General features: G+C 64.8%; 8 protein-coding genes and 3 pseudogenes. 5 read left to right on the top strand and 6 right to left on the bottom strand.

The annotated features are described in order from the left end of the window. Positions 1-54 precede the first annotated feature (54 nt). Positions 55-549: a M23 family metallopeptidase gene (locus tag ACFQDH_RS13830; RefSeq protein ID WP_382402237.1), complete on the top strand. Its 495-nt coding sequence runs from the start codon at positions 55-57 to the stop codon at positions 547-549. 33 nt (positions 550-582) lie between these two features. Here the strand turns inward: ACFQDH_RS13830 and ACFQDH_RS13825 are convergent, their stop codons facing one another. The 5 genes and pseudogenes from ACFQDH_RS13825 to ACFQDH_RS13805 form a co-directional block, all read right to left on the bottom strand. Continuing rightward, positions 583-1,452, bottom strand: a complete 870-nt coding sequence (locus tag ACFQDH_RS13825) for a DUF3152 domain-containing protein (protein WP_382402235.1) — start codon at positions 1,450-1,452, stop codon at positions 583-585. A 115-nt stretch (positions 1,453-1,567) separates the two neighbouring features. Further along, entirely contained in the window at positions 1,568-2,500 is a 933-nt protein-coding gene (locus tag ACFQDH_RS13820) for a tyrosine recombinase XerC (protein ID WP_382402233.1), read from the bottom strand. A gap of 66 nt (positions 2,501-2,566) precedes the next feature. Further along, positions 2,567-3,739 carry a DNA-processing protein DprA gene (gene dprA / locus ACFQDH_RS13815; RefSeq protein WP_382402231.1) on the bottom strand — a complete coding sequence of 391 codons (1,173 nt, stop codon included), beginning with the start codon at positions 3,737-3,739 and terminating at the stop codon, positions 2,567-2,569. Further along, positions 3,736-5,267: pseudogene (locus ACFQDH_RS13810) on the bottom strand (YifB family Mg chelatase-like AAA ATPase). The gene dprA and the pseudogene ACFQDH_RS13810 overlap by 4 nt, the downstream one beginning before the upstream one ends. Continuing rightward, positions 5,264-5,677 (bottom strand): YraN family protein, encoded by a 414-nt coding sequence (locus tag ACFQDH_RS13805; protein ID WP_382402229.1) that lies wholly within the window; start codon positions 5,675-5,677, stop codon positions 5,264-5,266. The pseudogene ACFQDH_RS13810 and the gene ACFQDH_RS13805 overlap by 4 nt, the downstream one beginning before the upstream one ends. A 621-nt stretch (positions 5,678-6,298) precedes the next feature. Here ACFQDH_RS13805 and ACFQDH_RS13800 point away from each other — a divergent pair. Continuing rightward, positions 6,299-7,491, top strand: a pseudogene (locus tag ACFQDH_RS13800) (IS4 family transposase); the annotation flags it as partial. 1,038 nt (positions 7,492-8,529) lie between these two features. Here the strand turns inward: ACFQDH_RS13800 and ACFQDH_RS13795 are convergent. Further along, positions 8,530-8,982 (bottom strand): transposase, encoded by a 453-nt coding sequence (locus tag ACFQDH_RS13795; RefSeq protein WP_382402228.1) that lies wholly within the window; start codon positions 8,980-8,982, stop codon positions 8,530-8,532. 256 nt (positions 8,983-9,238) lie between these two features. Between ACFQDH_RS13795 and ACFQDH_RS13790 the strand changes: the two genes are divergently transcribed. The 3 genes and pseudogenes from ACFQDH_RS13790 to ACFQDH_RS23935 all read left to right on the top strand — a co-directional run. After that, positions 9,239-10,039: a hypothetical protein gene (locus ACFQDH_RS13790; protein WP_382402226.1), complete on the top strand. Its 801-nt coding sequence runs from the start codon at positions 9,239-9,241 to the stop codon at positions 10,037-10,039. 940 nt (positions 10,040-10,979) lie between these two features. Further along, entirely contained in the window at positions 10,980-12,464 is a 1,485-nt protein-coding gene (locus tag ACFQDH_RS13785) for a WD40 repeat domain-containing protein (RefSeq protein ID WP_382402224.1), read from the top strand. Positions 12,465-12,490: 26 nt separating this feature from the next. Continuing rightward, positions 12,491-12,607 (top strand): annotated as a pseudogene (locus ACFQDH_RS23935) (hypothetical protein); the annotation flags it as partial. Positions 12,608-12,865 lie beyond the last annotated feature (258 nt).

The raw sequence follows: 12,865 nt of genomic DNA, 5'->3' as shown, positions 1-12,865 counted from the left end.
CAGCCGTCACGCAGCGGCCTCGCCTCGTGCGTCCGCGCAGTCCAATGTGGTCGTATGACGACGGGATGGCAGGGCGTCGCAGCGCTCGTCAGCGCCGTGTTCGCAGCTCTCAGTGGATCCGGTAACCCGGCTCCGATCGACGATTACGGCTGGCCGCTGTATCCACAACCGGCGGTCGTGCATCCGTTCGAGGCGCCACCACAACCCTGGGCGGCAGGGCATCGCGGCGTGGACCTCAAAGGCGACGCGGGCCAGCCGGTGCTCGCCGCGGGCGCTGGGACCGTGTCGTTCTCCGGCGTCATCGCCGGACGCGGGGTGATCGCCATACAGCACCCCGACGGCCGGCGAACCACCTACGAGCCGGTGGACGACCGCGATCCGTTGGGCACCGTGGAGGTCCGCGGGGACCGGATCGGGTCGCTGGCCGCGGGCGGGCATTGTGGTTCGACGCCGTGCCTGCATTGGGGGCTGCTGGTCGGCAAGGACGCCTACCGGGATCCGTTGATGCTCGTGCAGGATCGGCGGGTGCGGCTGTTGCCGCTGGGTTGAGGATCCCGGGCGGCGGCTCAGCCTGCTGCGCTCTCAGGCCTTGCCGTGCGAGTCGGGTCGTTTGGGCCAGGGCCAGGCTTTGCACCCCTGCAGCCCGAGCGTCTGTTGCTGCATCACCGGCGCATAGGCACCGGGCTTGGAGCACAGGAGATGGCCGTGTCCGAGAGTGTGGCCGACCTCGTGATTGACCATGTACTCGCGGTAGGCCGCGAGCTGACCCTTGAAGTAGGAGACGCCGCGCATCCACAACTTGTAATTGAGAATGACGTGTTGTCCGGTCGCGCAGGACGTGCCGCCGTGGGTCGGCAACGGTGCGCACAGCTTGTCGACCTGGTGCGGGCTGGCGAGGCTGATCGTCAGCTGCGCCTTCGCACCCTTGGCCAGCTGGGTCGGGGAGACCTGCACGAATCTCACCTGGTCGACGCCTTGCCAGCCACGGCGGTCGAGCAACGCCGCGCCGAGCGTGCTTGCCACGGCCTTCGGGTCAGCGTGCATGCCGCCTTCGATGTTGAGCCGGTAGGTCACGATCCGGCCGGTCTTTGCGGTGGTCGTCTGCGGGACGAGGGCCGGACTGAAGTGGCCGTTGCCGTTGGCCGGCACGACGACCGGTTTGCTCGACGCGGACTGACGCGGGGTGCTCTTCGCAGTCGGCGACGCACTCCCCGACGGCTTCGTCGGAGTCGAAGCCGTCGGAGTCGCGGTCGTCGGAGTTGCGGACGCAGTTTCCTGGGTTCCGGGTGTCGGCGCTGCAGTGTCGGACGCACTGGCCGAGCTGGCGCCGGCGGACTGCCCGCGCCCATGCAGGAGGTAGCCGGACAAAGCACTGAGCATCGTCAGCAGCACTGCGGTAATGACGATCGTCCGAACCAGCCGGACGGTGCGCGGCGAATACGAGCCCTGCATACCCGAAGTAGACCGCATCGGGTGGCGAGGCCGGTGCTGAGGGTTGGATCGGTGTGTACCAGCACCGGCGCGAAGGTCCCGTCGGGTGCGATCGCGGGTGGCGGCCTCCCGCAGGTCAGGCACGAGGATGCGCCTGACTGAAGGAGCGGCGCAGCCGCTCCACGGAGACATGTGTGTAGACCTGGGTCGTCGCCAGGCTTGCATGCCCGAGCAACTCCTGCACCAGACGTATGTCGGCACCACCCTCCACCAGGTGCGTCGCCGCGCTGTGCCGCAGGCCGTGCGGACCGAGATCTGGAGCGCCCGGTGTCTCGCGTAGCAGCTGATGCACCACCTGTCGCACGATGCGTGGGTCGACCCGCAGGCCGCGAGCGCCGAGGAAGAGTGCGGGGCCAGAGCCGGACACGACCAACCGTGGCCGCCCGGACTGCAACCATGCCTCGAGGGCTCTGGCGGCGGGGCGACCGAACGGCACCGTGCGTTCCTTGTCGCCCTTACCGACAACACGCATCACCAGATCGCTCCGGTCGACGTCGTCGACGTCGAGTCCGACCAGCTCGGCAACGCGAACTCCACTGGCGTACAACAGTTCCAGCATCGCGCGGTTCCGCAGGTGCACCGGGTCCGCGTCGTCTGCCGCGACCGCGGCGAGATCGAGCAACGCCGCCGCCTGGTCCTGGCGTAAGACGTCCGGCAACGTCTTGGTCCGTTTGGGCGCCACCAGCCGTGACGCGGGGTTGCGCTGCACCGCCCCGGTCCGGAATGCCCAGCCGAAGAACCCACGCGCTGCAGCGGATCGGCGTGCAACAGTCGCCCGGCTGGCGCCGGCGGCGTCGAGTCCGGCCAGCCAGGACCGCAGGTCGGCCAGGGTCACGTCGTCCCACGAGGCGACGCCGACGCCGACCAGGTGGTCGGCCAGGTCGCGTAGGTCGGCGAGGTATCCGCGCACGGTGTGAGGGGACCGACCGCGCTCGGATCGCAGGTGTCGCTCATAACCGACCATGACCGGCCGATCAGTGAGCGTGCTCTCGTTGGTCACGACACTCATAGGTTATCGGCCGGTCCCGACCGGTCGGTGTCACCAACACGCCGAACGAGCGAGCATTCGCGCGGCTCAGGAAGACTGGTCCTGCGTGCGTCGCCAGCCGCTCTCGATCCGCTCCACCAGCCCGGCGGCGTGCAGAGCTGCCAGGCCACGGGTGACCTCACGGGGTGTGAGGCCGGCACTGACCGCGAGCCGCTCGACCGTGGTGCCACGCACGACCGGCATTGCATCCAGCAGTCGCCGGTCAGCGTCCTCCAAACGGTCGAAAACGGTCGGCTCCGCACGCTTGGGGTCGGCGAGATCTCCGCCGATCGCACCGAACAGCTCCGCGCAGTCGTCGACGTCAGTGACCAGTGTTGCTCCGCAGTCCCGGATGAGCTGGTGTGGCCCAGCACTGGCCGGACTGGTGACCGGGCCGGGCACCGCCGCCAGCAACCGGCCCAGCCGGGAGGCTGCCGTTGCGGTCGATCGTGACCCGCTGCGCAAACCGGCCTCGACCACCACGGTGCCGGGTGTCATCGCCGCGATCAGCCGGTTGCGCGACAGGAAGCGTTGCTTCTGCGGTGCGGACCCGGGCGGCAACTCGGTGACGATCAGCCCGGATTGCTCGATCTGTTGCAGTAGACCGGTGTTGGCCAACGGGTAAGCGATGTCGATCCCACAGGCCATCGCGGCCACGGTGCACCCGCCGGCCGCGAGCGCGCCCCGGTGGCTCGCCGTGTCGATGCCGTGCGCTGCCCCGGAAACGACGGTGAAGCCTCGCCCGGACAGCCCGTAGGCCAGCTCACTCGCGACCTGGGTGCCGTATGGCGTGGCCGCTCGTGCGCCCACCATCGAGACGCTGCGCTCGCAGGCCCGCGCCAGCGAACCCTTGCCGACCACCCACAAGCAGTATGGCGGGGACTCCAAATCGTCCACCCCACAAGGCCATTCGTCGTCCCCCGGTATGACGATGCGCGCGCCCAGCTCCTGCGTGCGTGCCACCACCGTCTCCAGCCGCAACGTCTTCACCCGCGCCGCCGCCCTGGTGAATTTCCCTCCGGCATCGGTGCGCACCATCTCCCATGCGGTGAAGGGGTCCAGCGCGCGCAGCCGGGGCGTCATGGTCTTGTCGGCCGGCTCAACGGTCGCGGCGAGCGCCAGGCGCACCGCTAGCCTGCCCTCCCTGCTGGTGCGAAGCTCCTCGTGCCTCAGATCGGTCATCGCGTCGACGCCCATCTCCGTCCCCTCCAGACCCCTCATGCCGCAGCCCTGCTCGATCGCAGCCCGCGGGCCTCCTCGACCTGCCGGAACTCCGGCCGCTGCGCGCCGTCCAGGTCTGCGATCGTCCAAGCGACCCGCAGGCAGCGGTCGTAACCTCGCAGGGTCAGCGCACCGCTCTCCATTGCCCGGTCCAGGCCGCGTGTCACCTCGGCCGGCAACCGCCACTTCCCCGATCGCAGGGTCGAGCCGGGCACCTCGCTGTTCCTGCTGAGGTCGATCTCCCGCCAGCGCTGCCGTTGGCGCTGTCGAGCGACCACCACACGCTCGGCGACCTGTGCGCTGGTCTCCCCACGGGGCCCCGCCAGCGCCGCCCGTGTCACGGGCAGCATCGTCAGATGGACGTCGACTCGGTCCAGCAATGGTCCCGACATCCGACCGAGGTAGTCGCGTCGCCGCTGCGGTGCGCAGGAGCACTTCGTGCCCTTCCCATAATTTTGACCGCACGGGCAGGGGTTGGCGGCCAGCACGAGCTGGAAGCTTGCCGGGAACGTCACCACCTGGTCCGCGCGAGCGACGTGCACGACACCGGACTCCAACGGCTGTCGCAGGGCATCGAGCACGTCGCGGCGGAACTCGGGGCACTCATCGAGGAACATCACCCCCGATGGGCGCGCGACACTGCGCCCGGCCGCACCCGCCCCGACCCACCACCGACCACCGCCGGCATCGATGCCCCGTGGTGCGGCGCGACGAACGGCGGCCGCTCGATCAGCACCTGATCGGGCAACGCACCGAGCACCGAATGTATGGCGGTCACCTCCAGCGCCTGCTCACGCGTCAACGGCGGCAACAACCCCGGCAAACGTTCGGCGATCATCGTCTTGCCTGCACCCGGCGGGCCGACCATGGCCAAGTGATGTCCACCGGCCGCCGCAACCTCCAGCCCATAACGCGCCTCCTCCTGCCCGACGATGTCGGCCAGATCCGGGACGACCACGGCGCTGGCCGGCCGTGCCGGAACCTGCGGCGGCTCGGGCAACGGCCGACGTCTGGCCAGGCACTTGTAGCGCCGGACCAGCGCCGCCAGGTTGTCGACAGGCACCACCTCCACCCCTGGAACCAGTGCAGCCTCAGCGGCATTCGCAACCGGCACCACGACCTGCGAGGCTCCGGCATGCACCGCGGCACGAACCGCCGGCAACACCCCGTGTATGGCGCGCACCGACCCGTCGAGCCCCAGCTCTCCCATATGCACCACGTCACGGACAAGTGCGGGCTTGATGGTCCCACCGGCGACCAGCACGGCGACCGCGATCGCCAGGTCGAAGCCGGAGCCGTGCTTGGGCAGCGATGCCGGCGAGAGGTTGACGATGATCCGCTGCCGGGGCAACTCCAACTCGCAGTTGCTCGCCGCAGCGCGGATCCGGTCGGGCGCCTGTCGACAGGACGCGTCCGGCATACCGCTGATCGCGAACCAGGGCAATCCCGACGACGTGTCGGCCTCGACATCGACGACCCGCCCGTGGATCCCAGTCACTGCCACGCTCCGGGTCCGTCCCAGGCTCATCCGTCAACACCTTGGATGTGCTCGATCTCCAGCAGCCCGCCAGGACGCCACAGCACTCCGATGACATCGATCCGCACATTCGGTGTGGCTATCGGATGGTCGGCGAGCCACCGGGCGGCGAGCACTCTCAGCCGTCGGGCCTTGACGGGCGTCACCGCTTCCACCGGCCGACCGAACCGCTCGGAAGTGCGCGTCTTGACCTCGACGACGACCAGGCAGTCGCCGGTGTCGTCGAGGGCGACGAGGTCGATCTCGCCCTCGCGACACCGCCAGTTGCGCTCGATGACGGTCAGCCCCTGCAACTGCAGGTAGCGCGCCGCCTCCTCCTCACCACGCCGGCCGAGCTCTCGCCGGTCGGGTCGTCTCTCGGGCACCGATCGTGGTCTGCCGGTCTCGTGCGTCGTTGCCATCGGGCATCACCTCCGACACCCAGCCTGCGACCAGCCACCCCACGCAGCCAGTCGAATGTGGCCGGCTGTGGACGGCCCAAGGGATGTGGACGAACTCGCGCCGCTTGCAGGGTGCATGCCCTCCTCGACCCCCTGAACCTGCCCTGCACGGCGCTGCGTTTGGCACCCGCCAGCAGCAGGAACCCCGCACGTCCAGGGCGTCGGCACCCTGGGCCACCAACGCCGTTGGGATGGTCACCATCGTGTCGACGTCCATGGCGGTCTACGCCGCTCCTCGATCGTGAACGTGACGTGTTGCCTGAGCGTTCAACCTCCGACCTTGCAGTACTGCTGTGCGGTGGATTCACCTTCGTTAGTTGTGGTACGCGCCGGACAATATGCCGACCAGCCCGAACATCTGAACTGGCCACGCTACGTCCAGGCGAGGAGTCCTATATGCCTGGCGCTAAACGGGTCGGCACGCCGATTCGACACGCGGTGGTGTTGGACGACTGCTGGCGTCTGTCTGCGCCCAGCGGCGGTTGGCCGCCGCCATCTGGGCGGCGATGGCCGAAATAGGCGAACTACCGACACTAGCCCCAATACCGTTCAATTAGAGTTACATCGTTGTAGTCTTGGCGGGTGCCTCGCTCTGGTTGGAAGAAGCCGCTGTCGGATCGTCGCTTGTCGGATTGTGTATCGGTGGGTGCGTTGACGCGGGTGTTCCCGCCGGGGGTGGTCGATGAGGTGATCGCGGGGTGTGGGCGCACGGAGCAGCGTCGGCGGTCGTTGCCCGCGCGGTCGGTGGCGTACTTCGCGATCGGTATGGCGATGCACTCCGACGGCTCGTACGAGGACGTGTTGGCGCTGATCAGTGACGGTTTGGCATGGGTGGACCGGGGGCGGCGCCGGTGCGGTTGGCGAACAAGGCGGCGATCTCGCATGCGCGCACGAGACTCGGGGCGGCGCCGTTGGAAGCTTTGTTCACGCGGGTGTGTCGGCCGCTGGCCGTGCCGGGTACGCCGGGGTGTTTCCTGGCGGGGCGGCGCCTGGTGGCGATCGACGGGACGTGTCTGGCTCTGGCCGACACGACCGCCAACGATGACCATTTCGGGCGGCCGGGCACGGCCAAGGGTGAGAGGTCCGCGTTCCCGCAGGCCAGGGTGGTGGCCCTGGCCGAGTGCGGCTCCCACACCATCGTCGACGCTGTCGTGGGACCGTACACCAGGAGTGAAAACGCCGCCGCCCGTGTGCTTTTGGGGCGCCTGGCCCCGGACATGCTGTGCCTGGCCGACCGCGGCTTCTACTCCTTCACCGCGTGGGCGGCTGCGGCCGGCACCGGCGCGGACTTGTGCTGGCGGGTGCGGGACAACCTGCGCTTGGACCCGGTCCAGTCCCTGCCGGACGGCTCATATCTGGCCGACGTGTTCGACTCGGTCACCGACCGAAAGCGGCGAAACCCGTTGCGGGTGCGGGTGATTGAGTACACGATCGAAGACGGCCGCGCCGAGACCGGGCCGTACCGGCTCCTGACCACGATCACCGACCCCGGGCAGGCGTCCGCGGTCGACCTGGCCGCCGCCTACGCCCAAAGGTGGGAGATCGAGTCCACGTTCGATGAACTGAAGACCCACCAGCGCGGACCGCGCACTGTGCTGCGCTCGGGCACCCCGGAACTGGTCACCCAGGAAATCTGGGGACACTTGTGCTGCCACTACGCCATTCGCGCCCTGATGTTCGACGCCGCCGCTGCGAAAGGTGTTGACCCAGACCGTGTCTCATTCGTGGCCGCACTACGGATCGCCCGCCGCTCCATCGCCCAGCAGGGCGCTTTCCCCCTCGCGCCCGTGACGTCTTCGGCCGCCTATGGCACCACGCCATCGACGAGTTACTCACCCGACTCCTCCCGCCGCGCCCGCTGCGAACCAACCCCCGAGTCGTCAAACGCAAGTACACAAAATGGCACGTCAAACGAGCCAGGCACCGCGCCTGGCCACAACCCACACACGCCGGACCCCAGACCATTCAAATCGTTGCTAACTAAACGGTATTGACACTAGCCCCGAGACTTCACGGACCGCGGCTGAGTCGATGCTCGGTGTGAACTGAAAGGCGCTCCTGACCTGGGAAGATAGCGATTGCGACGTCGTTATCGGGACCAGTTCGAGGAGCACCTTCCAGGCGAAGAAGACTACCGGGTTCTACCGCGCGTTCGCGTGGACTCTGCGCCGGTGTCGGCGGCTGGTTCCGCGGGTGGGGTGTTGTCGACCAGGACTGCCGGGGTGACCGGCCTGCACAGGGTTGGTCGAGGGCCTGCAGTCGTGGCGGAAGCCGACCGCGGTGCAACACCCAGGCAAAGTGCTCACTGATTTGGCGGTCACGCTCCCCCTGGGCGGGGACTGCTTGGCCGACGCGGCGGTGATCCGGTCCGAGCCGGACCTGTACGGCCGTGTTGGGTGCACATGCGGTGGAACCAGCCGATCACGAACGCCTCCGCCCGGCCAGCGTCCACCGACACCCCGCCCGGGCACGCACCACCGGGGCGCGTCCGGGTCCGGCACCGATACACCCGCCGCAGCCTGACGGGCCGTGCGCGTCATCTTCGTCACCCCGCACAAATTGCATCCCGGGCACCGCAACGGCCCAGATAGCAACGACACGCCGGGGCTCGCGGTCATCTGCCGCTGCTGCAACAGTTCCCGCACCTGCAACCACGTCGCCTCATCACACACCGGCTCCTGCGTCACCAACGGCACACCCTCCTCCGCCGCCGCCACGACGTAGGAGCCCAGTCCCCGAAACCCTGCGTCCCGTACGCCGGACGGTGATGCACCCGGTCCCCCACCATCCGCGGCGAACTCAGGAAGTACCCATTACTTAGTGACCTTCTCGGTCACCGCCAAAACCACCTCCCGGGACATCGCGTCGTGAACCTCTTCAAGACGCTGAACGATCCCACCCGTGGCCATCCCTGTGCCGTACAGCAAGATCACCGCGTCGTCGAACCCCGACGGTCGACGCCGGTTGTTTGGGGACGATCTGCGGGCCGCACGTATCGGCCCGATTCGCGGCACCTGCATGGTGAACTGGCCGAACTCGGTCGAGAGGGCCTTCGCAGTGGTCCATTTGCTGCTCTTGCCGCCGCTGCCACACTCGACAAGATCGTGCTTCTCATAGCCCAGATGATGAGCCATCTCTACCTTCAGCGTCGACTGCAACAACTGGGTCAGCGCGGTCAACAAGCCAGCCTCGCAGGTCAACGCGATCCGACTATCGGTGCCGGAGTCCACCAGATGACGAGCGAGCTCCGGAAGGTCTGGCCGCATCTCGACCACCCTGACGGCAAAACACGCTCCGCACCCGCCTCGTGCTCCGTAGACTCCAGGGCGTGACGCTCATTGCCGCCAGGACCAAAGCCATGGCCTCACACCGAGCCCGCTTACACAAACATTCCGATAGACCTCTGACGTCGGAGTTCCACACTGCGACTGAGTCCTCACGCGGCTCAAGACACCCGACCGGTCGCGAGCAGCGGGCGTCTCATCTCCGAACGCATTCGGCGAGCCAAGAAGGAGGGCGGCTATGACCAAGTCGTTGGGTGCTGATGAGCAGCCTACGAGGACCGCGACGTTGATCGCCATCTCCGATTTTGCATCGTCTGACTCTGTCACTGACAGCGTCGAGAGCGAATTTCCTTACGAGCGGTTGACGGCATTCATGCCTAATGTGAATCGACTATCCGTGGAACTCGAGGTTTTTGGCTATACCGTCGAACGCCCATCGACCGACGCGCTCCAAGCAAACATATTGGGAAACAGTTTGACCACCGCCATCGGAGGGTCATCATCGGAAATACGCATCGTACATATCCTTTCCCACGGCGAGCGATCTTCACCTAGCGGGCGCCTCCTAATCATCGGTTCGGACGGGAATCCATCGCCAACCTCGATAAATGACATCGTCAGCCAGGCCGCCGATAACGACGACGGTCCACTCGTCCTGTTTATTCTCGATTTATGCCATGCAGGCGTGGCGACGGAACTATTCTGGCAACTTCATGGGATTTCTGAATCCACCAAAGCCTGGGTTATTTCTGCCACTAGCGCCAGTGATAGTGCATTTGATGCACGTCTAACACGTGCGGTGAGCCTCACACTTAGTGCCGCAAGGGACGGGACGCTTGGACTCGATCCATCAGAGAGACACATTCCGTGGCTAATGTTCCGCAATCACATCATCACTAACGTTGAGGAAGGCGCATCTACCGGACTACCGCAGCGCGTCCGGTCTACCCCCTGGACAGGCCTGTCGACTTGCCGTTCTTCGAAAACCCGAGATATTCGCCCGACGCCGCGTCACGCCGCCAACTCCGAGCAAACCTGAATCTCGACTGCTCACTCGAAGAGCTGATTCCTCTCGTTGATGAATACCTGGATATCCACCACTTTACAAGCAAAGCCGCTGGGCACCGGCCGGGGCTGGCACTAGATCGGTCCCTATTCACGGGACGCGAACAAGAGCTCGAATGGCTCGTCGAATGGCTTTCCGATCCCGCCAGTCCACATAGTCTTCGAATTGTAACCGGAAGTCCCGGCTGCGGAAAATCTGCAATATTGGGAATAATTGTATGTGCCGCACATCCCAAGCTCCGAGTGCACACGCGAATGATCTGGAGTCGGGCAACCATCGATATTGGGGAAATCCCAGATCTCGCCGCCGTGCACGCTCGAGGCCGCGCAACATACGAGATCATCGGATCGTTGGGCCGACAGTTGAATCTTGCTTTAATTCGTTCCGCGCCCACAGCAACCGAGTTCATGGATGCGCTGATCTCGCGCAACAAGCCATGCGTCCTAGTCGTCGATGCCATAGATGAGGCGAACGACCCTTCGGATCTCGTTAGGTCATTCATCTTACCGCTGACTCAGTCTGCGAAACTCAAGGGGAGAGAAAATGTCGGATATTAATTGGATCTCGGACTGGGGCCGAATGGCCGACGTTGTCGACGATGCTCGAAGTGGCGTCTCCAGATGCAGTCCTTGATCTCGATAGTGTTGCCCCTGAGCGCTTACGACACGATCTCCAACACTACATATCAAACTGGCTCGCCGACGAGCAAGGATGGACCTCTTCTCGGACACGGTTCGCGCGTGCTGTCAGCCATATCTTGACCAGCGATTCAGATGGGGCGGTTGTTGATGGAGCGTACTTAGTAGCGAATGTCTACATGCGGTATGTTTCCACATGCGATGCACCAAGCTCAGCCCTAGGCGCCGACGAACTAGCGCTCCAGGCCCCGCGGTCATTGGCCGAGGTCTTGGAGATGGACCTCGGCGTTAGAGACACGGGAAGTAACCTTAATCGCCTGACACTTTCCGCGCTCTCATGGGTGAAAGGAGAAGGCGCTCCTCTGGATATTGTCGGCCGAATCGCAAGGTATCTAGCCCAAGTATACGAAAACGGCCCGGTTGAAGATCGCGATGTTCTGGACGCACTCGATAGAACAAGCTTCTACCAACGTCGGTCGATAGATGCCGACGGTGGAACACTTTATCGACTGTTCCATCAGGGACTTGCCGATTACCTGAAGCGCTATCCACTTGGGAGTGAGGACCCATTCCTCAAATCTGAAGCTGACGTCTCACTCGCAATACTCCGCACAACCCTGGGCGGTGAAATCATATGGCTCGGCTCTAGCCCTTATCTTCGCAGACACGCGTTGGAGCATGCTATCGAGGCAAAGTCAGCGCTCGAACTACTTGGAAATCCGGAGTTTCTGATTGCGGCTGATCTGAGATCAGCGGTTCCCGCACTGGATCGAGCGTCATCGAAAATCAGAACGTCCAACGGCGCCGAGTTGCTGGTCGCCGCATCAACACGACGTATACCAGAAGACCCGGGCCAGCGGTGCCTTTGGATGGCCGTTGCAGCGCGTCAGATGGGTTGTTCAATACTCGCCGATGAACTCGTCGCCCAATTGCCCAAGGGCGGATTCGTGCCGGTCTGGGCAAGTGGCCGACTGGTTCGTGGACCACGGCGAGTACTCCAGGGCCAAGGATCGCCTCTTCGAGCAATTTCCCATGCCCGCGTAGACACTACCCCTGTCGTGATCACCGCAGGTGATAATCAGCACGTTAACGTGTGGAGCCTCGACGATCGAAAGCGACCGTACACGCTGGCGTCATCACTTGGTATTTCATCAATTGCAAGCGCAGTTGTAAGCGGCGTATCGGTCGCCGTTGGAGTAGGCACGGACCGGCCGGGCATGGTTTGGGACCTGGCCACGGGTGCCGAACTACGAACGCTGCAAGGGGCCAGTGGACTCTCCAGGATCGCAACAAGTGTGGCGAATGGCGTTCCCGTCGCCGTTGGAGTAGGCACGGACTGGCCGGGCATGGTTTGGGACCTGGCCACGGGTGCCGAACTACGAACCTTGCAAGGGGGCAATGGACTCTCCAGGATCGCAACAAGTGTGGTGAATGGTGCCGCCGTAGCGGTTGGAGTTGGACCGAGCGGATCCGTCGAAGTGTGGGATCTACTCTCTGGTAAATCGCTGGGTTTACTGCAGCATCGCCAACCTGCAGTAACGGTCACCACCGGGATGTATGGGACAACCCCCGTCGCATTGGCCACTTACGCCGATGGCGGACTCATTGGTTGGAATCTTAAGCAAGCCAGCTACTGGATCGGTCTCGCAGGTGCAATTTCAGCCGCGGCTATTAGCGAAGTAGATGGCGAGACAGTAATTGTCATTGGTTCGCAGGACGGAACCGTTCGAATTTGGTTACCGTCGAGGGGAGAGCGGTAGGGGGCGCCCACAACACGGAGCCTCGCGTGTTCGATCCACTGCATCTCACGCTGACTGGCCATAGCGATTCAGTAACCGATATCGCCGTATCAGAGGATGATGGCACGCCGGTTGTCATTGCGACTAGTCTCGACGGGACAGGCATGGTGTGGGATATCGCCGGTTCCCCACGCGACGAAAGCTCATTCCCAGATGGGCTCAGAATCTTTACTGCGCCACAAAGCATTGCAGATCTTACCGTCGCAGAAATAGATGGGCGCGTGACTGCAATCGCTGCCCTTTATCAGGGCCCCGCAATTGCCTGGGATGTGGCGACCGGCGTTCGGATCACGTCGCCGCCCGAGCAGACCGGTGTCGTTCGCGTGAGAGCGATCTCGCGCCAGGAGGGGGCAGCCGTAATC

The sequence above is a fragment of the Flexivirga alba genome, assembly GCF_042661025.1.
GTDB lineage: Bacteria > Actinomycetota > Actinomycetes > Actinomycetales > Dermatophilaceae > Flexivirga > Flexivirga alba.
The sequence above is the reverse complement of the archived record's forward strand: the minus strand, read 5'-3'. Positions and strand labels throughout refer to the sequence as shown.